This is a genomic window from Streptomyces shaanxiensis (genome assembly GCF_039537145.1).
GTDB classification, from domain to species: domain Bacteria; phylum Actinomycetota; class Actinomycetes; order Streptomycetales; family Streptomycetaceae; genus Streptomyces; species Streptomyces shaanxiensis.
The window spans coordinates 1,187,284-1,209,786 of record NZ_BAAAZY010000010.1 but is presented as its reverse complement, the minus strand read 5'-3'; the positions used below and the strand labels follow the sequence as shown (position 1 = coordinate 1,209,786).

Below are 22,503 nucleotides of genomic sequence, written 5' to 3'. Positions count from 1 at the left end.
TCAACGGCGCGAGATGGGTGGGCGATGCGCAACACATCTCCGAAGACGCTCAGCGAGAGTCCGGAGGACCCGTTTTCGATCCACCAGTCCGCGTCCGCCGTTCTGGACGGTCGCGGAAGGATCGTCGCCTGGAGCGAACAGGCCACCACGCTCCTCGGGTACCGGCCCGACGAGGTGCTGGGCCGGCAGATCCGCGAGGTCATGATCGTGAGCGGGGACGAGGCCCTGATCGCCGAAGCCACCGCGGCATGCCTGCGGGAGCGCGGCTGGTTCGGTCTGCTGCCGGTCCGCAACCGCGCGGGCGACCGCGTGTACGTGGGGTTCAGGGCCCGGAGGGTGCAACGCGTGGACTCCACCGTCGAGTGGCTCCTCGTCGGCGCGCTCGCCGAGGACATCGTCCAGTGGGAGATCGACCGGTCCGTCCTGGACGGCTTCTTCCGCCGGTCCCCGGTGGGTGTCGCGGTGCTCGGCCCGGACCTGCGCATCCTGCGGGTGAACCGGGCGATCGCGCGGTTCGGCGGGCTGCCGGCCGATGCGTACCGCGGGCTTCGCACCTCGGACTTCCTGCTCGGCCCGGACTCGGAACTGATCGAGGAACGGATCCGGGGGGTTCTGGAGACGGGCCGGCCCCTGATCTTCGCCGAGCAGACGTGCCGGTTGCTGCCGGACCCCCAGCAGGCCCAGCAGGAACTGATCGTCTCCGTGTCCGCCTTCCGGATGCAGGACCCGTCCGGCAGGGTGCTGGGCGTCACCGAGATCGTCGAGGACGTCACCGACCGCCATCGGGCCCGTCGGCGGCTCCAGCTGCTCAACGAGGCCGGCGCCCGGATCGGCAGCACCCTGGACGTGGCCAGGACGGCGCGCGAGCTGGCCGAGGCGGCGGTTCCCACGCTCGCCGACGCCCTCTCGGTGGATCTGCTGGAACCCGTGCCGCGCGGGGAGGAGCCGGCCGCCGACGCCATGGGCCCGCTGCGCAGGATGGCGGCACACAGCGTCCAGCCCGAGGCCCGGCAGGTCATGTATCCCGTCGGCCATCTGTTCTCCTTCCCCGAGGACACGGCGCCGTCACGTTGCCTGGCCGAACGGCGTCCGGTCCTCGAGCCCCTTCTGGAGGGCAATCGCGGATGGTTCGCCGCCGAGCCGGAACGGGCCGCGAGGGCACTCGCGATGGGGGTCCACTCGCTGATGGTGGTGCCGCTGGCCGCGCGCGGTGTGGTCCTCGGCCTGGTGTGCCTGTGGCGCTCGCGGCGGCCGGAGCCGTTCGAGGAGGACGACCTCACCCTGGCGGAGGAGTTCGCCGCCAGGGCCGCGGTCTGCATCGACAACGCCCGCCGCTACACCCAGCAGCACAACGCGGCCGAGGCCCTCCAGCGCAGCCTGCTGCCGAGTGAGGTGCCCGAGCACCCGGCCGTCGCGACGGCGCACCGCTATCTGCCCGCGCAGGCCTCCACCGGTGTCGGCGGCGACTGGTTCGACGTCATCCCCCTGTCGGGAATGCGCGTCGCCCTGGTCGTCGGCGACGTCGTCGGCCACGGCATGCACGCCTCGGCGACCATGGGCCGGCTGCGCGCCGCCGTGCACACACTGGCGCACCTGGACCTGGCGCCGGACGAGGTCCTCGCCCGGCTCGACGACCTGGTGGACCACTTGGACACCGAACAGCGGGCGGCCGACAGGAGCACGCCCCGGATCGTGGGCGCGACCTGTCTGTACGCGATCTACGATCCGGTCTCCCGGAACTGCGCCATGGCCCGCGCGGGGCACCCGCCCCCGACCGTGCTGGGCCCGGACGGGCAGGTGCGCCCGATAGACCTCCCTGCCGGACCACCGCTCGGCGTAGGCGGGCTGCCGTTCGAGACGGCCGAGCTCGAACTGGACGAGGGCAGCCTGATCGCCCTGTACAGCGACGGCCTCCTCCTGGCCGACCACCGCGACGTCGACCAGGGCCTGGATCTGCTGCGCTCCACGCTGGCCGGTCCGTGCCACTCGCTGGAGGGCATCTGCAAGGCGGTGGAGGACCAGATGCTGCCCGACCGGCCCGCCGATGACGTCACGCTGCTGCTGGGCCGGACCCGGGTGCTGGCGGCTCAGAACGTGGCCACCTGGAAGCTGTCGGCCGAGCCCGCCGCGGCCGGCCGGGCCCGGACGCTGGTGAGGGACCGGCTGACCGAGTGGGGGCTGGAGGAGTTCGCCTTCACCACCGAACTGATCGTGAGCGAACTGGTCACGAACGCCTACCGGTACGCCGGCGGCCCGGTGCTGCTGCGGCTGATCCGCGACGGCCATCTCATCTGCGAGGTCTCCGACACCAGCAGCACCTCCCCCCATCTGCGCCAGGCCCGCAGCACCGACGAGGGCGGGCGTGGCCTGTTCCTGGTGGCCCAGCTGTCCGAGCGGTGGGGCACGCGCTACGGCCGCAACCGAAAGACCATCTGGGCCGAGCAGTCGCTGACGGCACCTCAGGAAAACTCCCTCGCCTGACTCTCCGGCCGACGCGCCACCAGCCGCGCCGGATGCGCGTATGGCCGCCCGTCCGTGGCCAGGCCGTACCGGGTCAGATGGGTGTCGATACGGCCGGCCAGCACGCCCCTGATGTCGTCCGGCAGATGCTCACCCAGCACGATGGGCATCAGGCCGAGCAGGCTGGAACTGTGCCAGGTGTCCCCGCTGTCGACCGCCCGGGCGATGAACCGGTCACCGGCCCAGAGTTGGTCGAGCAGCGCAGCCCGGGTCTCCTCGGCGACTCGCAGCCATCGGCGGGCCTCGTCGGGTCAACGCGACGTCACCGGCCCGGCCGCAGGAGCTGCGCGGCCGGGCCGGTGACGTCGAAGGCGAGGACTCGGGACGAGCCGCTCCGCTGTGGGGCCGAGGCGTTATCCGGCCTGTGCGGCGTCGACGTCCGACGCGGCGGCGGCCGCCACCTCGGTCACCTTCCAGCGTTGGTTGGCGCCGGAGTTGGGCTGCCACACGCCGACGGCGGCACCCTCGTTCGTGGACTGGCCGCCGACGTCGGGGAGTTGGCCGGTGGCGGCGTTGACGAGGGTCCAGGTGCCGTCGCCGGTGGTCGACATGATCCACTGGGCGGCTGCGTCTCGACTGCCCTCGTCGGGCTCGGCCACCAGCTTGCCGTCACGGACGGCCAGCCGCTTGTCCTGCGTCGCCTCGGCGAAGACGTACCGCTTGCGGTTGTCGTTGCCGCGGCTGGTCTCCTCCAGCCGCCACTGCTGACCGCTCGGGTCGGCGGCGTTGGCGCTCTTGATGACGAGGCCGGTGCCGTTGTCGGCGATCGTGAGGTCCTTGCCGCTCTGGACGCCGGTCAGCCGGTAGGTGTGGCCCTTCTGGAGCTCGGCCGCGTCCTCGGCCACGCCGGACACGCCCTTGACGAGGAAGGACGTCACGGACTGGGCGGGCACGGTGATCGTGGCCTGCTTGCCGGTGACCCGGACCGGCTTCTGCCGCTCCAGCTTGCCGTCGGCGCTGGTCACCACCGGGGTGACGGTGGCGTGGGAGGACACTCGCCCGAACTTCGACAGGTCGAGGGTGACGTCACGGGCCTCGGTGGTGCTGTTGACGTGGACGACGGTCGCCGCGTCGCCCTTGCGGGAGAGCGCGGCCGTGCTGGAGGTGTCGTTCGTCTTGATCAGCCGGTCGCCGGGCTTGATGTAGTGGGTGAAGTTGCGGGCGGTGTCGAACTTGGTGTTCGTGTAGATCGGGCAGCTTTCGAGGGTGTCCTTCGAGGTGCAGCTGAAGGAGAGCTGGATCGAGCCCCAGTTGCCGCCCTTCGCGGACTCGCCGCCGGGCTTCATGTTGTCGTAGTCCTCGACGGGCTGCCAGAACACCCAGGCCTTGGGCTCCAGTTCACGCAGGTCGTCGACGATGCGCTGGGCGAGGCCCAGGCCCGGCCGCATGTCCGTGAAGCTCTGGCCGTCGCCCCAGTCGCCCTCGACCTCGCTCATCCACAGCGGCTTGTCCGCGGCCTTGGCCAGGTCGCGCACGGTGGTGCGCTGGCCGGTGCCGTAGGTGTGGACGTTCATCTGGCCGACGAGGTCGCGCACCTCCTGCGGGTAGGAATTCCAGTTGGTGGCGAAGGTGCCGGGGTTGGTCTCGTCCATGGCGGAGATCTCCGCGTCGGACCGGGACTTGTCCAGGGTGGGACCGAGCGCGCGGAGCACCTTCTGCTGGAGCTCGGGGCCGATGTGGGCGCCTTCCTGCCGGCCGCCGACGGGCTCACCGTCCGCGCCGAGCTTGGTGCCCCAGTAGTTGGTGTTCGGCTCGTTGAAGGGGTCCAGGGTGTCGACCCTGATGCCGTGCGCCTTCTCCAGCCGCTCGGTGGCACCCACCAGGTACTTGGCGAAGTCGTCGACGGACTCCGTCTTGAGCTGGTCCTTGCCCGCGTCGAAGTTGCCGGAGACGTAGCCGCTCTCGGTCATGAACCACGGCGGCGAGTTGCTGAACGTCTCCCAGTGGGTGATGTCCTTCTTGATCCGGTCGACCCACCAGCGCTGCGTCTTGTCGGCCTTGTTGTTCCAGTCGGCGGGGTCGTCCGCGTCCCACCAGTCGACGTCCTCGCGGGTGGTTCCCGCCGGGGCCTTCCACCAGCCCTCGACCGCCCCGCCGGCCCGCAGGTAGTCCTTGACGTCCGGGGCGTTGCCGCCGCCGATGTTGTAGCGGGCGATGTTCAGGGCGAGGCCGTCGTCCCCGAAGAGGAGCTTGGCCAGCTTCTCCCGTATCGCGGGCGGGTAGTCGCCGGTGGCGTTGGCGAACCAGACCAGGCTGGTGCCCCAGCCCTCGAACTTCTCCTGCTGGTAGGAGGGGTCGGGCCGGACGGTGACCGCGGCGGCGGCCACGGCCGTGTCGGCGTGCGCGGCGGGAAGAGTGGTGGCGGCCAGGACGGTCCCGGTCGCCAGGGCGGTGACGCCGAGGGCCCCGAGGAGCCTTCTCTTACGGGTGCGGTGTGCCATGTCGAGTACTCCAGCTCTTCTGCGTGCCGCGCGTCCCGGCGGAACGCAGAGATCGGGGCCCGCACGGGGCGGTCTGGTGCGTTTCGGTGCGTTCTCGTATGGTTTCGACTAGCCAATGTTTACGTAAACATTCACTGGCGCGATGTCTACACTGTCGGAATCTCGGCGGTCAAGGAGTCGGCCGGGACCGAAAGTTGCGTGGCTGGGGGAACGGGATGGACACGACTGACGACGGTGGCAGCACACCCACAGGAACGCGCAGCTCGGGAAGCCGTACGAGACGGCGCACGACGACCCGCCCCCGGCAGGGCGCCTCGATGGCCGACGTCGCCCGCGTCGCCGGCGTCTCCTCTCAGACGGTCTCCCGCGTCTCCAACGGCTTCCCCGGCGTCACCGAGGAGACCCGTCGACAGGTCCTGGCCGCCATGCGGGAGCTGGGCTACCGGCCGAACAGTGCCGCGCGGGCGCTCAAACGCGGCGAGTTCCGCACCCTCGGCGTGATCACCTTCTCCCTCTCCACCATGGGGAACATCCGTACCCTCGAGGCGATCGCCACGTCCGCCGCACAGCAGGGCTACGCCGTCACACTCCTTCCCGTCGCCGTGCCGACGCAGGACGAGGTCAACGGGGCCTTCTCCCGCCTGGGCGAACTCGCCGTGGACGCCGTCATCGTCATCATGGAGATCCACCTGCTCGACGCGGCGACCGTCTCGCTGCCGCCCGGCGTCCAGGTCGTGGTGGCCGACTCGGACGCCGGCGACCGCTACACCGTGGTCGACACCGACCAGGTGGGCGGGGCCCGCGACGCCGTACGGCATCTGCTGGACCTCGGCCATGACACGGTGTGGCACCTGGCCGGCCCCGAAGACTCGTTCGCCGCCCAGCGCCGCGCCAACGCGTGGCGCACCACCCTCACCGACGCGGGCCGCGGCACACCGCCCCTGGTGCGCGGGGACTGGTCGGCCGAGTCCGGGTACCGGGCCGGTCTCCGGCTCGCCGACCAGCGGGACTGCACGGCCGTGTTCGCCGCCAACGACCAGATGGCCCTGGGCCTGCTGCGCGCCCTGCACGAACGCGGGCGGAAGGTACCCGAGGACATCAGCGTCGTCGGCTTCGACGACATCGCCGAAGCCGCGTCCTTCCTGCCTCCCCTCACCACCATCCACCAGGACTTCGCCGAGGTGGGACGGCTCTGCGTCGAAGGGGTCCTCAGCAAGATCCGCCGCCCCGCACAGGACCCGGCCGGCCAGGGCACCACACTCGTCCCGACGCGGCTCGTGCTGCGCAGCAGCACGGCACCGCCGCCGCCCGGAGGGGCCGCACGGGCCGGCCGCGGGGTACGACCGCGATAGCCGACGACGTCGGGAAAGCGAAGCCGGTCGGGTTCGAGGGGCCGGGCTGGTGGGCGAGCCTGAGCTGCGCATGCATGCGTCCGTGCGTGCATGCGTGCGTGCGTGCGTGCGGCGATGATCAGCCGCCTTCAGACAGCAGGCTCAACTACTGTGTCGCGCCATGACGGTCATGATCATCGGCGGTAGCGGGTTCCTGGGCACTGAGCTGGTGCGCCAGGCGACAGCGGCCGGGCTCCCGACGGCTGCGACGTTCGCGACCAGGCCCGGCAGCGCTCCGGGGGTCGCGTGGCACGCCCTCGACCTGCGGGACCCCGAGCGCGTCGAAGCAGTCGTGGCTGAGGTCGGCCCGCGCTGGGTCGTCAACGCGACGAGCGGCGAATCCGACTGGGCGGTTACGGCCGAGGGCCCTGTCCGTCTGGCGCTGGCCGCGGCGAAGTACGGCTGCCGCCTGGTCCACGTCTCCAGCGACGCGGTGTTCTCCGGCGCCCGCGTCCACTACGACGAGAGCTGCCTCCCCGACCCTGTCACCCCGTACGGCGCGGCCAAGGCCGCAGCGGAGACAGGGGTTCGCCTCGTGCACCCGGATGCCGTTGTCGCCCGCACCTCACTGATCATCGGCGACCTGCAGTCCGTCCACGTACGCCTGGTGCACGACCTCGCGACCGGCACCCGAAACGGCGTCCTGTTCACCGACGACATCCGCTGCCCCGTCCACGTCACCGACCTGGCCGCCGCCCTGCTGGAACTCGCCGCCGGCGACGCAAGCGGCGTTCACCATCTGGCAGGACCCGATGCCGTGAGCCGTCACGAACTCGGAACCCTCGTCGCCGGACGTGACGGACTGGACGTCACCCGACTTCCCGCGGGCCTGCGGGCCAACAGCACACTTCCCGGGGCCCTCGACGTCCGCCTGGACAGCCGCGCCACCCAGCGCAAGCTGCACACCACGTTGCGGGGCGCGCGCGAGTTCCTCGCGATGGGAGCTTTAGGACTTAGAGGTCGCGCAGACAGGCCGTAGTTCAGGGGCGCCGTCGGGGGCGTTTGCTCCAGCGGTGAGTCGTCCAGGCCCGGCGGATCAGACTGCGGATGGTGATGATGGCATCGGCGAGGTCAAAGAAGGCGTCGATCACGCTGCCACGGCGCTCGTAGCAGCGAGCAAGCCGGTGGAAGGCGTTCTGCCGGGCATGGGTTCGCTCAACGTGCCAGCGTCGGCTGGCCTGGATGGGAGCCTTCTCGCCCTTGTACGCGATCTGGCCGAGAAGGCCACGGGCGTCGAGTTGGGCGCAGGTCTGGGCGGAGTCGTAGCCCGCGTCGAGGTGCACGGTGACCTCGTCGGGTAACGGGCCAAGGTCTTTCCAGGTCGAGAGTTGGCGCCAGCAGTGGTGAGTCGTGGCAGTTCGCCCCGGCCAGGACGCGGCCGAGCGGAATGCCATAGCCGTCGGTCATGCCCGAGCGTTTGAGGCCCTGCTTGCCTCGGTCCACCGGGGAACGTCCGGCTGCTTCGCCACCGCCCGGGGCCTTGGTGATGGCGCTGTCGACAGCTATCTGGTCGAGGGCGAGGCCGACGGCACGGTCGTAGGCGTCGAGCGCGATGTGTTTCAGGCGCACGAAGACGCCCAGGCGTATCCATTCATCACGACGGTTGCGGATCGTCGTCGCAGAACAGCCGGAGTCGGCGATCGCCTCATAGGAGCAGCCGAACCGGAGGACCTGCAGCAGCTTGTCGAAGATAATCCGGTCGCTGATCCGGCGCCGGTGGCAGCCCAGCGGGTGGGACGGATCGAACGTCGCACGCTTCGGCAGCAGGGCGATGAACTGTTCCCACAGCGGCTCGGTCAGCCATGCAGGCAGAACAGGCACGGATACCCCCGATGATCACTGAGTACAGCATCTCGCTGATCATTCACCAGGGCTCACTCCTGCCGCGCGCCCAGCTCCACTGGTGCCGGATCTGTGGGCCTTGGAGATTCCTATTTCCCGTGTCCGGCCCGGAGCTGAGCACGGAAGAAGTCCACCACCTCCCCAGCCACTTGCCGACGGGCTTCCGTACCGTCTGCGTTGTCGCCGAGGAAGTGGTAGTGCTCCACGTCCACGCCCACCGAACGGCCGCCAGCGGCAGGGATGAGGCCGAGGTAGCGCAGCGCGTTCCCCTTCGGAGGTGTGATGGTGTCGGCGTCGCCCCACCGGATCTCCACCGGGCACTCGACTGCCCTCAGGCTCTCCTCGGTGATCAATTCGCCGATTGCCGGGCAGATGAGGAACGCGGCACGTACCCGGGCGTCCGAGTAATCCCGGCCTGCTTGCGCAAAAGCCTGCGCCAGGCGTTCACCAGGAACGGATTGGGTGAGGGCATCCAACAGGCCCGGAAACTCCGGTAGTTCCGGCACCGGGGCCCGCCCGTCCAAGATGGCCTGCAACGCACCGCTGTCGATCCGGGCGCCCGCCAGGGCCGCGCCAGTGTACCCGCCGGAAGAAAACCCTGCCGTTCCGACCATGCCCAGCGGCTGCTCTGCTGCGAGCGCGTCCAGGACGAACGACAAATCCCGGGGCCGTTCCCACTCGAAGGCGAAGCCCTGCGGGAGATAGCCGTCCACGAAATTGTTGCCGTGATGGTCCACCGAGACAGCGAGGAACCCGGCTGCCGCCAGCGGCTCGGCCAGCCACCCCATCTGCCCTGCCGACCCACCCGTGCCGTGTGAGATCAGCACCACCGGCGGAGCCGTGTCCCCGGACGTAGGCGGGTGCCATAAATACGTCCGGACAGGACGCGGGCGTCCGTCATCTCGGTAGTCGCGCCGACTCTCATCGAGCAGGTTCCGTATCTGAGGCTCCATCACGATCGAGCAGCCTAACCGGCCTGAGGGTGTCCCACGGAGACAAGCGAACAGACATCCGCACGGCCGACCAAGGCCCGTGCCTATCCGCGCGGTCCCTTACGCCGAACCCTTCCTACGGCGCGCAGCCGATTCTGGCTCCGCCGATGTCCTGCCGAACGCGCCCTGGACCTGGTCCAGTTGGTCGGCCAGGTCGGCCAAGTCGTCGGCGTGCAGGTCGAACCCGTCGGAGGAGGTGGGCGGGTCCCCGACCGGGCGGGCGACGTAGGCGGTGCGCAGGCCGAGGCGCTGTGCTCCGCGCAGGTCCCAGGCGTGGGCGGCGACCATGAGGAGCCGCTCCGGCGGTCGTCCGGAGACGGTGACGGCCAGCTGGTAGACCGCTGGGTCCGGCTTGTAGGTCCGGGCGTCTTCGGCGGACAGGGCCTGGTGCCAGCGCAGTCCGGCGTGGGCGTTCAGTCCGAGCAACGCCGTGCGGCTCGCGTTGGAGAGTCCGATCAGCGGAAACCGTTCGGCGAGTCTGGCGAGCCCTGCCACGGTGTCGGGCCACGGCGGGAGCCTGCGACCCGACAGGGCCAGCGACGCCACGGCGTTCGGGTCGTCGACTCCGACGGCATCGGCGACGAGCCGGGCGGCTTCCAGGGCGAGGTGGTCGCTGGTGAGGTAGGGCCGGACACCGTCGAGGATGCGACGTTGCTCGCGCTCGATGTGCTGCTGCCACAGCGACAGGAGTTGCTCGGCCCTGAGATCGTCGAGAGTTGGGTCGAGTTCACGAATGCCGGCACGGATACCGGCGGGTTCGTCGACGAGCGTGCCGAGCACGTCGACCACGAGGGCATCGATCGGTGGCAGTGACATGGACAAGGTCTCCTGGACGAAGCAGGGGCGCACGAGGGGCTGTTGGCGGAACGCAGCGCGAAGCCACCCAAATTCCCGAACCGCACGCCCGCCGGGCGCAGGAGCGAGTGCGACACCGCATCAAATTCGCCACCCCTGCGCCCGGGAGGGCTCAGCGCTTGAGCGTGAAGGTGAAGTCGCCGGAGAGCTTGCCGCTCAGCCGGACTGCCGACACGAGTTTCCCTTCCGTGATCAGTCTCTCGACCTCGGCCCGCGACAGACCGCAGCCTTCAGCGATCAGCCGCACCGGCCGGACAGGTATCCGCGCCGCAAAGCGCACCGAGACGTCGATCACCTCGCGGTCCAGGTGATCCGATCCGCCGGTGTCGAGGCGCCAGGCGTTGTCCCAGTCGAGGGCGATGCGATTACGGCGCCGGACGACCGGATCCTGGAGCAGCTCGGCTGTCAGGCCAAGGTCGTTGTCATGCAGCCGGTCCAGCAGCTCAGGCCGTACGGAACGGACATTCATCCGCTCCAGAACCGTGAGCTTCGCCGTTTCCCCGCAGGCACCGCAGAGCACGAGGAGCCAGGCGTCGATGAGCTTGTGGTTCGCGTTGACACGAAACTTACCGCTCGCCCGGAAACGCTCGGACGCACACGCGTGGCAACGCCGGACGACGAGCGGCAGGCAGGTGGGCACGACCACCCAGTTATTGAGCACAGAAATACACCGGTTTCAGTGAGAAGTCCGCAGCAAAAAGCAGCGCGGCGCACATGCGCGACGCGCGACAAGTCAGCGCTTGGGAGGTCTCACAGGGTGTACAACGGCACGTCCTTGATCAGACGACTGGGTTCGGCAGCACGCTAGTGACACACAGCGGCGCTGCTCCACTGATTTTCCGGGCGCCTCACCGCCAGGTTCTGTCCGGCGGATCATGGACGAAGCAGGAGCCGGATTTCGGCGACGGTGACTGTGCCGTAGAGGACGTAGGCGCGCTCGTCGTACCTCCTGACCGTAGCCCGGAAGTTCTTGAACTTGTTGGTCGTTCGCTCGACCTGGCTCCTACCCTTGTGGCTCGCCTCGGGCGACACGGACGCCTTCCATGGTCGGCGAACGGCACGGGGGGACACCTCAGGAGGTTGATCGGGATGGGACAGCAAGGGATCGACGAGTTCACGCCTTGGGACGCCGACCGCTACGGATCACCCTTCCTGACGAGATGTGCAGCCAGACTGCGTGCGCTCAAGCGAGACACGGACGCCGAAGCGATCAAACTGCTGAGCCAGGGCACTTTGGCAGACGCTGAGACGTGGTTCCGTGCTGCTGCCGAACAGGAACCGGAGAACGAGAGCCCGTGCAAGTTCATGTTGGCCGAGTTCCTGGCCCGTCACGGCAGGGATGACGAAGCGGAAGGCTGGTACCGCCGGGCCGCGCTGGCGACCGACGGCGGCTACGACGTGCAGCCTGCGGCGGAGCGTGTGGGTGACCTCCTCTCAGCGCGTCATGCGTACGAGGAGGCCGATACCTGGTATTTCCGGGCCTATTACGGGGACGACCGACCCGGTTCCGCTGAGAGGCGACCCCTCAACACGCCGCTGCGACCGATCGACTTTGCGGGCAGGCAGCTCAGCGTTGCTCACAAACGGGCAGCCACCCTGCTGGCCATGGGAAAGATGGCTGAAGCCGATGCCTTCCTCGCCGAAGCCGAGGACTACCAACGTCAGAACCCGCACCGTGGGCTGTCGGAAGTCGTGACGACGGCGGTACTCACCGGTGCACTGGTTCCCTTTCTCCAGCGCATGGTGAGCAAAGCGGGAGAAGACAGCTACGAGGCGGCGCGAGCCATGATCCAGCGATGGGCCCCAATGCTCCGCCGATCCCCGCCTCCACCCCCCCGAAAATCAACCGGAACATGGAGGCATGGAAGGGGTGGTCGTGCGGATATCTGCAGACACCTCCAATGAGGCGCTGCGCCAACTGACCGCTCTGGACTTGCCCGCGGTCCGACAGACCATGGGGGGTGCTCTCGAGGTGTCCTGGGACGAGTACTTGCGCGAGTGGAAGATCACCCCACTCAGGTCCGGTTGAGAGCTGCCCCCTGGCGTCATGCACGGGCATGAGGTGCCAGTGAACGCTGGTCCGCAGTGAACGCCGGCGTGCCGCACCGCGCTGCCTGCAGCGGATCACGGGGGCCACGAACGACCTGCCACAGGGGCGTTGTCAGTGGTGGCAGGCAGGATGACAGGCATGACGACACCAGTTGCAGAGATCGTGGATGCCGCCGCCTACACGCAGGCGGTCGAAGACGCGGTGAAGGCCGCGGCCGCCTACTACGCCGGCGGCACGTCGCCTCTGGACGACGAGACCTACGACCGGCTGGTGCGCGGCATAGCCGCCTGGGAGCACGATCACCCCGATGAGGTCTTGCCCGACTCGCCGACGGGGAAGGTGGCCGGCGGGGCTGTGGAGGGCGATGTCCCGCATACGGTGGCGATGCTGAGCCTGGACAACGTGTTCTCGCCCGAGGAGTTCACCGCCTGGACCACGTCCCTGTGCCGGCGCATCGGCCGAGACGTCACCCGCTTCAGTGTCGAGCCGAAACTCGACGGACTCGCGATCGCCGCCCGCTACACGGACGGCCACCTGAGACAACTGATCACGCGCGGCGACGGGACGGCCGGGGAGGACGTCTCGCACGCGATCGGCACCATCGAGGGCCTGCCCGAGAAACTCACCGAGCCGGTCACCGTGGAGGTGCGCGGCGAAGTCCTGATGACGACAGCTCAGTTCGAGCACGCCAATGAGGTGCGCACCGCCCACGGCGGCCAACCGTTCGCCAATCCGCGCAATGCCGCGGCTGGCACCCTGCGCGCCAAGGACCGCGAGTACACCGTGCCGATGACGTTCTTCGGCTACGGCCTGCTGCCCTTTGCCGGCACCGAGACGGCGCTGGCGGCCCGGCTGGGCGAGCTCCCGCACAGCGATCTCATGGCGCAGACGGGCGCGTACGGGGTGAACACCACCGCCACCACCGCCGTGCCCGGCATCACCGCCGACACCACCGAGCAGGTGCTGACCCGGATACAGGAGATCGCGGCGCTGCGCGCACAGTTGCCGTTCGGCATCGACGGGATCGTCATCAAGGCCGACCTGGCCGCCGACCAGCAGGCGGCCGGTTCCGGTACGCGCGCCCCGCGCTGGGCGATCGCCTACAAGCTGGCAGCCGTCGAGAAGATCACCCGGCTGCTCGAGGTGGAGTGGAACGTGGGCCGCACCGGCATCATCGCCCCACGCGCGGTCCTTGAGCCGGTCGAGATCGACGGCTCCACCATCACCTACGCGACCTTGCACAACCCGGCCGACATCACCCGCCGCGACCTGCGCCTGGGCGACCACGTCATGGTGTACCGCGCCGGTGACGTCATCCCCCGCGTCGAAGCCCCCGTCGCCCACCTGCGCACCGGAGACGAACAGCCCATCGTCTTCCCCGAGGCATGCCCGCGGTGCGGCTCCGGCATCGACGCCAGCCAGCAGCGCTGGCGCTGCGAGAACGGCCGCAACTGCCATCTGGTGGCCTCCCTCTCCTACGCCGCAGGCCGCGACCAGCTCGACATCGAAGGCCTCGGCCACACCCGCGTCGTCCAACTCGTGGACGCCGGCCTGGTCGCCGACCTGGCCGACCTGTTCACCCTCACCCGCGAGCAGCTCCTCGGTCTGGAACGGATGGGTGAGACCAGCACCGACAACCTCCTCGCCGCCCTCGCCACCGCCAGGACCCAGCCTCTGTCACGAGTACTGTGCGCGCTCGGCGTGCGCGGCACCGGCCGGTCCATGTCCCGCCGCATCGCCCGCTACTTCGCCACCATGGACGCCATCCGCGCCGCCGACGCCGAAACGATGCAACAGGTCGACGGCATCGGCACCGAGAAAGCCCCGTCCATCGTCACCGAACTCGCCGAACTCGGCCCGCTCATCGACAAACTCGCCGCAGCCGGAGTGAACATGACCGAACCCGGCGCCACCCCGCCCTCCCCCACGACCGGCGACACTCCCGCCGCCGACAGCCCGGCGGCCACCGACGCGCCGGAGATGCCCCTGGCCGGGATGACGGTGGTGGTGACCGGCGCGATGACCGGAGCGCTGGAAAAGCTCAGCCGCAACGAGATGAACGAACTCATCGAGCGCGCCGGCGGCCGCTCCTCCTCCGGTGTCTCCAAGAAGACCACCCTGGTCGTAGCCGGCGAGGGCGCCGGATCCAAACGCGCCAAGGCCGAAACCCTCGGCATCCGCCTGGCCACACCGGACGAATTCGCCGCCCTCATAGCCGACTTCGTCGACTGAACCCCGCGGCGGATGTGCCCCAGCTCACCACAGCAACAGCGGCGGGCCGGGAACACTCCAGGTCGGTGGACCGTTCACCTGTATGTGGCTGGTGGAGGGGACAGTGTCCCCGGGCCTCACCTACAGCCCATGGGGACGATCGTCCGGCTGAAGCCCCATGGAGCCCTCCGCCGAGAGGCGACCACCCTCCGCCCGTCACCACTCACGGCCCCGGCTGGTCTCCCCCGTCCAGCCGGGGCTTTCCCATGGGCAGGCTGTCGTGAACCACGGCGGGGCAACTGGGGTCCGGCTGCGCTGCACCGCTGCCCCCCTGCAGCCAGCACCGCAGATCAGGACTGAGCGGCCGCGCGGTGGCCGACACCCCCGCGCTCGCCCGGTCCGGGCGGACTGGGTACAGCCAGTCACCATGAGCGCAGTCCCAGGGTGTGGTGAAGTGGGGATCATGACGACGAGTGACGCGATCGTGGTGCCGGAGCTGTACGTCGGCTACCCCAAGGTGGCCTTCGGCGGCTACATCGCCGGCATGCTGGCGGAGAGGTCCGGGGCGCAGACGGTACGGGTGGACTTCCGTGGGCCGGTGCCGGTGGAGGTGCCCGTGCGAATCGCCGAAACGGCGGGCGGCGGCGTGGAGTTGGGCGAGGCCGAGCGGCCCCTCGCCTCGGCGCGACCCGCCGAGTTGCTGTTCGACGTGCCGGCCGCGCCCTCCTGGGACGACGCGGTCGCCGCGGCCGAGAGGTTCCGGGCGGCGCCGCCGCCGGGTGTGGTCGACTGCTTCGGCTGCGGATTGCGCGCCGCTGACCGCGGTCTGCGTGTGCACCCCTCCCGCGTGCCGGGTCTCGACCTCGTGGCCTCCGCCTTTGTCCCGTCCCGCACTTTCGCCGATCCGGACGGCCTGCTCCCGAACCGACTGGTCTGGGGCGCCCTGGACTGCCCGGGAAACTGGGCGGGCCACTTCCTCGGTACCCAGCGCCCGGGCGCGGTCACCGCAACTCTCACGGGCACGATCCTGCGGCCGGTCGCCGCGGGCGAGCCGCACATCGCGTATGCGTGGCTGCTGTCGGAGTCCGGCCGCAAGCACATGCCGGCCGTGGCGATCGCGACGGCCGAGGGCGAACTGTGCGCCGTCTCCGAGGCGTTGTGGATCGACCCCAGACCTGCCCCCTGAGTCCGCCACAGGGCCCCTCGCCCGCCCGGGCCAAGAGCAAGACGCATTGCGATCTTGTACGTGGACCCCTCCCACATGCAGGAGGGATACGCGGCCAACTCAGAAGCACACTCGGGGAGTTGGGCCCTGAAGCCCGGCACCGCGGTCGTCACCCCACCACCGACCAGGTCCTCGCCGCGCACGCCGCTCACCCTGGCCCGCCGTATGGGATTTTCACGGGGCTTTGTCACATAAGCATCTAGACCTCTGCGGCTCGCTGGTTCACGGTGGTCCCTCCAATCCGCCCAATCCTCATGGAGGGACCCCGCGGTGAGACGAAGGCGATTTGTGGCAGGGGCGATCGGCACACTCTCGGGGATCGCGCTCGGCCCGGCTCAGGCCCGGGCCGACGAACCGACGCCGCGGACGCAGAGCTGGCAGGCCGTTCCGGCACCCGGCAGCACTCCGGCCGCGCAACTGCGCCGTATCGCCGCCGTCGGACCCCAACTGGCCTGGGCGGTAGGCGAGGAGGGCCGCGCCGGGCCGTCGCAAGGGCGGGGGCTGGCCATGGTGTGGAACGGCAGCGCCTGGACGAAGACCGACCTGTCGCACCTGAACCACACCCGGTTGAGCGACGTCTCCGGTACCTGCGCCACCGCGGCGTGGAGTGTGGCCCAGCCTGCCGGCAGCGGCAGCCCGCTGTTGCGCTGGGACGGAACCACTTGGCGCGAGTCCACGTTCCCGGGCCACGGCGAGCCGGACGTTCGCCTGCACGCGGTGGCGGTCGGACCCGACCGGCAGGTGTGGATCTGCGGCAGCCGAGGCGGTGCCGCCCGTCTGCTGCAAGGGGATGGGGAACGGTGGCGATGGCTGGACCCGCTGCCCGTCGCGAGCGCGAATCTGTACCGCGTCGTCGTGCGCTCTCCGGGCGAGGTCTGGGTGTGCGGTGACCAGTCGAACGGCGGAGGCTGGTCAGGGCTTGTGGCCCGCTGGGACGGGTCGTGGACGGTCCTGCCTCCGATTGCGGGCCTGCGTCTGGGCATAGCCGATGTCCACTCGGCCGGTCCGGACGATGTATGGGCGGTGGGCACCGAGGCCGGCATCGGCGGCCCGCCGGGCCGCCCCGGCAACCCCGCCCTGAGCCACTGGGACGGCACGTCCTGGACGCGGGTGGAAGCCGGCTTCTCAGTCGGGTCGTTGAGTGGAATCGCGGGCGACGCGCAGGGCCGCGCCGCATGGATATCGGGCTGGAACTACCAGGACCAGAGCCGCAGTACGTACCTGCACCGCGACGGCAGCACCTGGACCGTCGTTCGAGGCCCGGTCAACGCGGCGCCGGCACCGTACCTCAACGACGTGACGTCCATACCCGGCACCACAGGGTTCTGGTCGGTGGGCATGACGAGCCCCACACCGGCTCCCCCGACCGAGGCCTACACGGAACGTCTCGAAGCCTGACGCGCTGGTACGGGCACTGCCCGTGAGCCTGCCGCAGACCACACCGAAACGCGGAGCTCGCAGCACAAGAACCGAAGGCCACCAGCACCGCGATCAGCTCGGTTCCGGTGACCTTCGGCAGGGCCGACACAGTCCCCGGCGACGCGGCGAGAGCGGGGCACCGGCCGCGGCGGTGGAGGAACCATGTCAGGAGGCAAGCGGGTGCGGTGCACACCGGACGGAGTGCAAGCAGGGCTCGGGGACACCGGCCCTACTCCGCCCGCCCCCGTGGCACAGCGCTCATCGGTGACTGGCACTCAGTTGAAGGGGTCGAGTGTGAGGTAGGCCTGGCGCGGACTGCCGTCGTGGACGAGTGACTCGTGATGGCCCACGTCGTCGAAGGCGAACGCGTACGCCTTGCCGTCGGCCATCTGCGCGTGGATCTTGCGGGCGTAGTGGTTGGTGACGGCGTCCTGGTAGAAGGCGGCGGCACTGGAGTCGGGTTGGTTGGGGTTGACCAGGAGCGTGGAGCGGTTGAACCCTGCGCACAGCGTGCGCGAGATCGGGCCGCGGACGAGGTCGTTCGGTGCGTCGAGCCTCCTGTGGCACCCGAAGACGGAACTGGCGTCCGGCTTCTCGAAGCTGGTGACGACGGCGCCGGCGCTGTTGGTGAAGTTCATGACGCCGCCGGAGACCCGGCCGTAGTACTTGGTGTTGGGCTGATCGGCGAATGGAGTGACCGTCAGTGTCGAGGTGGCGTACTTCTGCCAGACACGGTTGATGTAGTCGTCCAGGACCGAAGTCGGCAGTGCACCGGTCTCCAGTCCGTACAGCGGCGACAGCGCGCGCAGCACGGTGCCGTCGGGACGGGTCTGAATCAGGTTGGCCCAGCCTCCGGGTTGCCCCCTGAGGGCGTTGAAGAAGCCGTTGTATCCGCCGGGCTTGAGCCGACCGGTGCTTGCCGTGCTGCCGTCCGCTCGCTGCACTCCCACCGCGTACGGCGCGGAGAACATGTCGACCTGTGTGCTGTTGATCCACAGTCCCGAGTCGTTCAATGTGTACTCCGACCAGTTGAACAGGATGTTCCGGTTCGGGTCGGTCGGGTTCTGCACGGCGGGCTGGACCAAGCCTCCAGTGGTGAGCTTGAACACCAGTTTCTGACCGTAGGAGAAGTACACGCGGCCGGACAGCTTCGGCATCCGGATCGTCGCCGACTGCCCCGCCGCCGGGCCCGGTATCGCGGCGTCCGGCGCGGGAGTCGGCGGGTTCCCGCCCACCGGCCAGGGGTGGAACGTGCCGTTGGCGTCGGCCCAGCCCTGCCGTCCGGTCGACAGTTCCGTGCCCAGGTTGTAGATGTACACCTGGTCGCCGCGGGCCGAGTTGTTGGTGATCTGCAACGGGATCGTCGCCGGGACGGCGGCGTGGGCCGGTGCACCCGCTCCGGTCGCAAGCAGTGATCCGGCGAGGGCCGTGGCGAGGGACAACCCCACAGCTGTGGCCCGGCGTCTGAGTGTCCGTAACATGCTCTGTCTCCGTTCGACAATGGCCGATTCAGGAAGTTCTGAGAGCGCTCTCAGCGTTGCGCTTTGGTACGTACCTGTCAATGAGTCGGAATGAAAGTCGAGTTGCCGCGTCGGACACGACCGGCCGGACCGCTGCAACCCTTCCCACCCAACCCAGCAGCTCAGGCGCCGGCCCGGCGCCCTCTTCGCGATGCCCCGCGACGGCGCCCTCTACGAACCCCAGCCGTCGGCCTCAGTCACCTGATCAGCGGATCCTCGAAGGAAGCCGCAGAACGCATCGAGTCGCTCCTGGCCTTGCAACTCACGCAGGTCAACGTCGAAGTCGATTTCGTCGGTTCGGGCACTCGGCATCTGCCGGACGGGTGAGCACGGACTCCGCCCGGGGCACCGGGAGCACCGCGCCCCCTTCGGAGTACTGGCACTTCCAGCCCTTCTCCGCGACAAGCTCGAGGACCGCCTGCCAGTCCCCCACCGAGCACCAGGGACACGCACGTCCGGCAGGGACCCCATCAAGTCCGGGTCGAAGAAACAACTCACGTCATCCCACAGCAGATCAGCCGCCCCGCCATGCTGCCCGGCTCCCTGACCCGACGCACCGCCGTTTCCCGTGGCCAAGGACATAGGGGCACCCTCCGAGCCGAGAGCGCTCTCACCGCCACGCCGCCCTCACCGATCCACCGGCAAGCACCCCCCTTGACCAATGTCCTCGATGCAAACCGGCAAGGCATCTCGACTCATCGACCGGAAACTGGCACCGTAAACCAACGTGAATCTGAACAAAACCGGTCAAACGGCAGGGTCGGTGCGCTGGAGGCTCGTGCTGGCCAGCACCACCATGCTCTTCGTGGAGCTGGCGCTGATCAGATGGGCGGGCGCCAACGTCGTCCACCTCAGCTACTTTTCGAACTTCATCCTGCTGGGATCGTTCCTCGGCATCGGCATCGGGTTCCTGATCCCCGCCGCGCGCGGGCAGTGGCTCAAACGCTGGACACCGATCCCCCTCGCGCTTCTCGTCATCTTCGTCCGCGCGTACCCGGTGCAGGTACGCCAGAGCAGCAGCGAAGTCATCTACTTCACCGCCGTGAAGACCACCGGCCTGCCCCAGTGGGTGACGCTGCCGGCCATCTTCCTGCTGACCGCGGTGATCATGGCCGGGATCGGCAAGATCACCGCCGACCTCTTCCGCCAACTCCCCTCGCTCGATGCCTACCGCTACGACCTGCTCGGCAGCATCACCGGCTCGGTCGCCTTCGCCGTACTGTCCTGGCTCCGCGCCCCCTCGGTCGTGTGGGGCGTACTCGCCGCCGTAGCCCTGCTGATCCTCGGCGGACGCCGCAACACCCTGCTGTACGGCATCCCCCTCACGGCGATGGTCGCCGCGCTGTTCGTGGAGACGACGACCGCCGGCATCTCCTGGTCGCCCTATTACAAGATCGAGCTCAAGGCCTCGCCGACCACAACACGGACCTACTACATCTCCGCCAACGGCGTCCCGCACCAGAGCACCGCACCGCTTCCCGTGCTGATGCAGGAGAACTCGCCCTATCGGCAGGCGTACGAGCAGACGCCCCGCAACCCGCACAAGCGCGTGCTGATCATCGGAGCCGGCAACGGCAATGACGTCGCCGTCGCACTGGCGCACGGAGCACAGCGCGTGGACGCGGTCGAAATCGATCCCCGCCTGCAGGAGATCGGCGCAGAGCTGCACCCCGCCAGGCCGTACGACGACCCCAGGGTGCACGTCTACATCAACGACGGACGGGCATTCCTGGAGCGGACGAACGCCAAGTACGACCTCATCGTCCTGGCGCTCCCGGACTCCCTGACGCTGGTGTCAGGCGCGAGCAATCTACGGCTGGAGAGCTACCTCTTCACCCGGCAGGCGTTCGAGGCAGCGCGCGATCACCTGACGCCGAACGGCGCGTTCGCCATGTACAACTACTACCGCAAGAGCTGGTTGGTCGACCGTTTCGCCGGCGACCTCGACGACCTCTACGGCCACGCCCCGTGCATGACGACGTTCAAACGGAACGCGGCCGTGCTGGTGGCCGGAATGACCCCCGCCGACCAGTCCTGCAAGCAGATCTGGCAGCCCAGCGGCCCGGTCCCGGCTGCCGCGACCGATGACCATCCCTTCCCGTATCTGCTGCACCGGAACATCCCCACGCTGTATCTCGGCGCGCTGGGCGCGATCCTGCTGGTCACGCTGCTGTCGGTACGCCTGACCGGGGTCCGTGTCCGAAGCACGTTCCGCTACGCCGACATGTTCCTGCTGGGCGCGGCCTTCATGCTGCTGGAGACGAAGAACGTGATCGGCTTCGCGCTCTACTTCGGCACGACCTGGCTGGTCAACGCCCTCGTCTTCTTCGGTGTTCTGGTCTCTGTCCTTGCCGCGGTCGAGGTCCGACGCAGGTTGCGGCGGGTCAACCAGCTGGTGCTTCAGCTCATGCTCTTCGCCTCCCTCGCAGTGGCCTGGCTCGTCCCGGCGCAGGCCGTGCTCTCGCTGCCCTTCGCCGGCCGGCTCGCCGCCGCGATCGCCCTGGCCTTCGCACCCATCTTCTGTGCCAACCTCATCTTCTCCGACCGCCTCGCACTGGCCCCCGACCCGACCTCCGCGTTCGGTGCGAACCTGCTGGGCGCGCTGACCGGGGGCGCGCTCGAGTATCTGGCCCTGATGACGGGCTATCAGACGCTGCTGCTGGTCGTCGCCATGCTGTACCTGGCGGCATGCATCGCCATGCGCTTCACCGGCCGCGGACCGGGCCGACAGACAACACGGATGCCGGACGAGACGGTCACCATCAAGACATAGCCATCAGTTGCCATCGGCTGCCGGGCGGATCCCGCCCGGCAGCTGAGGTCCGCGTGACCTGACTCCGAATGGCTGAACATCGACGACGGCTCCGACGGGCCGGTCAGCGGCTCGTCGATGCACTTCGGGACCACCCTGAACGACGAAGGCCGGCGGCCATTCTTGACTCTGGGCGCTCCGGCCTCCGGTCACTGTTGGCCGGGCAACGTCAGATTGTCCACCAGCATCCCCAGGGCCGACTTCGGGGCGGTTTCGCTCGTCCCGCTGTCCGCCTGCCCCCAGGTCGGACTCGAGTCCGTCGAACCTGAGCCCTTGCTGTCGTTGACCCCCTGAAAGATGCCGAAGTCAATGGGCCCGTCGTCCGCCGGGGCGGGGGTGGCGGCCATGAGGAGAGCTACTCCAGCGAACGCGGCGGCAGTGATGATCTTCATGTCCGGCCCAACGATGAGCCTGGCCTCAGGATGTCCCGCGCTATCCCTTTGGCGGAGCGCTGCGGCTACCCAGGGGGCATGTTGATGGTCAATCCCGGGCGGACTGGGAGAGAGCCTCTGTGATCAAGCGGGTGGCGAAGTCGTGGTCGCCGGTGATTTGGTTGATGCGCTCCGCGAGCAGGACGGCCGTGGCTTCCAGGGGATTCATCTCGGCGTCCGTCCATCCTCCGTACTGCGCGCGCCACAAATTGGGGCTCAGGCCGGTGCCTGCGGCGATGAGCAGGCCGGCCATGGTGGGGATGGTCTCGGGGCGGAAGGTCTTGGGCATCATCCGCATCGTGGCCACGAGCGTGGGGACCATGTACTCGATGACGTCCTTGTCGTGGTCCTCGCAGGCCGCCCGCAGCCACTGCATGAACATGTAAATGAGCGTGCACGCCCCATCCAGCAGTGCGTTGAATCCCGCGGGACCGAACGAGGCGGCGAACTGGTCGACCATCTGCTGCTGTTCGGGGTCGTTCTCCGTCTTGCTGTCGTAGATGGCCTTGAGTCGAGAGTCGATCATCATGAGCGCTGCGCCCACATCGCCGACGGGAGCGTACTCGGGGTCACAGGGCGATGACACAGAACTCCTCCTCGTGCGATCGCAGCGGGTGACGCTGCATGTCCGTACGGTAGCGGGCCGCTCGGGCGGGGGTCTGGCGAATCCCGATGAAGGGCGTTCCAGCGGGTGGTGTCACCGACGGAGTGCGCTGAGGGCGTGCTGCCGCCGGGGCCGGCGCCAGCGCCACGAAGCACCTCGAGGAGCAACACATCCGCGCGACGCCGCTCGG

16 protein-coding genes and 3 pseudogenes are annotated in these 22,503 nt (G+C 69.0%); 8 read left to right on the top strand and 11 right to left on the bottom strand.

Going from position 1 to position 22,503, the window contains the following annotated elements:
• The first annotated feature begins 24 nt into the window (after positions 1–24).
• Entirely contained in the window at positions 25–2,481 is a 2,457-nt protein-coding gene (locus ABD932_RS18825) for a SpoIIE family protein phosphatase (RefSeq protein ID WP_345014120.1), read from the top strand.
• Between the two features lie 50 nt (positions 2,482–2,531).
• On the opposite strand, the pseudogene ABD932_RS18820 reads toward ABD932_RS18825, so the two are convergent.
• Positions 2,532–2,771: pseudogene (locus tag ABD932_RS18820) on the bottom strand (glycogen debranching protein); the annotation flags it as partial.
• A gap of 102 nt (positions 2,772–2,873) precedes the next feature.
• Positions 2,874–4,961 carry a glycoside hydrolase gene (locus ABD932_RS18815; RefSeq protein WP_345014118.1) on the bottom strand — a complete coding sequence of 696 codons (2,088 nt, stop codon included), beginning with the start codon at positions 4,959–4,961 and terminating at the stop codon, positions 2,874–2,876.
• A 215-nt stretch (positions 4,962–5,176) separates the two neighbouring features.
• On the opposite strand from ABD932_RS18815, the gene ABD932_RS18810 reads away from it, so the two are divergent.
• Both ABD932_RS18810 and ABD932_RS18805 read left to right on the top strand, forming a co-directional pair.
• Positions 5,177–6,313, top strand: coding sequence for a LacI family DNA-binding transcriptional regulator (locus tag ABD932_RS18810; RefSeq protein WP_345014116.1), 1,137 nt, complete (start codon positions 5,177–5,179; stop codon positions 6,311–6,313).
• Between the two features lie 160 nt (positions 6,314–6,473).
• A complete protein-coding gene (locus ABD932_RS18805; RefSeq protein WP_345014114.1) occupies positions 6,474–7,331 on the top strand; it encodes an SDR family oxidoreductase in 858 nt (285 codons plus the stop codon).
• Position 7,332: 1 nt separating this feature from the next.
• Here the strand turns inward: ABD932_RS18805 and ABD932_RS18800 are convergent.
• The 5 genes and pseudogenes from ABD932_RS18800 to ABD932_RS18780 form a co-directional block, all read right to left on the bottom strand.
• Positions 7,333–8,173: pseudogene (locus ABD932_RS18800) on the bottom strand (IS5 family transposase).
• Between the two features lie 110 nt (positions 8,174–8,283).
• Positions 8,284–9,024: an alpha/beta hydrolase family protein gene (locus ABD932_RS18795; protein ID WP_345014112.1), complete on the bottom strand. Its 741-nt coding sequence runs from the start codon at positions 9,022–9,024 to the stop codon at positions 8,284–8,286.
• 222 nt (positions 9,025–9,246) lie between these two features.
• Positions 9,247–10,002 (bottom strand): haloacid dehalogenase type II, encoded by a 756-nt coding sequence (locus tag ABD932_RS18790; protein ID WP_345014110.1) that lies wholly within the window; start codon positions 10,000–10,002, stop codon positions 9,247–9,249.
• A gap of 151 nt (positions 10,003–10,153) precedes the next feature.
• Positions 10,154–10,702 (bottom strand): DUF1062 domain-containing protein, encoded by a 549-nt coding sequence (locus ABD932_RS18785; RefSeq protein WP_345014108.1) that lies wholly within the window; start codon positions 10,700–10,702, stop codon positions 10,154–10,156.
• A 212-nt stretch (positions 10,703–10,914) separates the two neighbouring features.
• Positions 10,915–11,073 carry a hypothetical protein gene (locus ABD932_RS18780; protein WP_425587477.1) on the bottom strand — a complete coding sequence of 53 codons (159 nt, stop codon included), beginning with the start codon at positions 11,071–11,073 and terminating at the stop codon, positions 10,915–10,917.
• A 57-nt stretch (positions 11,074–11,130) separates the two neighbouring features.
• Here ABD932_RS18780 and ABD932_RS18775 point away from each other — a divergent pair, with 57 nt between their 5' ends.
• From ABD932_RS18775 to ABD932_RS18760, 4 genes are all read left to right on the top strand, one after another.
• Positions 11,131–11,946 (top strand): hypothetical protein, encoded by an 816-nt coding sequence (locus ABD932_RS18775; RefSeq protein ID WP_345014106.1) that lies wholly within the window; start codon positions 11,131–11,133, stop codon positions 11,944–11,946.
• Positions 11,947–12,229: 283 nt separating this feature from the next.
• Complete coding sequence (gene ligA, locus ABD932_RS18770) at positions 12,230–14,323, top strand: NAD-dependent DNA ligase LigA (protein WP_345014104.1); 2,094 nt, start codon at positions 12,230–12,232, stop codon at positions 14,321–14,323.
• Positions 14,324–14,765: 442 nt separating this feature from the next.
• Entirely contained in the window at positions 14,766–15,488 is a 723-nt protein-coding gene (locus tag ABD932_RS18765; protein ID WP_345014102.1) for a hypothetical protein, read from the top strand.
• Positions 15,489–15,797: 309 nt separating this feature from the next.
• Complete coding sequence (locus ABD932_RS18760) at positions 15,798–16,925, top strand: ligand-binding sensor domain-containing protein (protein WP_345014100.1); 1,128 nt, start codon at positions 15,798–15,800, stop codon at positions 16,923–16,925.
• 296 nt (positions 16,926–17,221) lie between these two features.
• On the opposite strand, the gene ABD932_RS18755 is transcribed toward ABD932_RS18760, so the two are convergent.
• A complete protein-coding gene (locus ABD932_RS18755) occupies positions 17,222–18,427 on the bottom strand; it encodes a glycoside hydrolase family 64 protein (RefSeq protein WP_345014098.1) in 1,206 nt (401 codons plus the stop codon).
• Between the two features lie 255 nt (positions 18,428–18,682).
• A pseudogene (locus tag ABD932_RS18750) lies at positions 18,683–18,937 on the bottom strand (hypothetical protein); the annotation flags it as partial.
• Between the two features lie 307 nt (positions 18,938–19,244).
• Between ABD932_RS18750 and ABD932_RS18745 the strand changes: the two are divergent.
• The gene (locus ABD932_RS18745) at positions 19,245–21,239 is read left to right on the top strand and encodes a spermine/spermidine synthase domain-containing protein (protein WP_345014096.1); all 1,995 of its coding nucleotides are present in this window, start codon (positions 19,245–19,247) and stop codon (positions 21,237–21,239) included.
• A gap of 188 nt (positions 21,240–21,427) precedes the next feature.
• On the opposite strand, the gene ABD932_RS18740 is transcribed toward ABD932_RS18745, so the two are convergent.
• Positions 21,428–21,670 (bottom strand): hypothetical protein, encoded by a 243-nt coding sequence (locus ABD932_RS18740; protein WP_345014094.1) that lies wholly within the window; start codon positions 21,668–21,670, stop codon positions 21,428–21,430.
• Between the two features lie 88 nt (positions 21,671–21,758).
• The gene (locus ABD932_RS18735; RefSeq protein ID WP_345014093.1) at positions 21,759–22,295 is read right to left on the bottom strand and encodes a hypothetical protein; all 537 of its coding nucleotides are present in this window, start codon (positions 22,293–22,295) and stop codon (positions 21,759–21,761) included.
• Positions 22,296–22,503 lie beyond the last annotated feature (208 nt).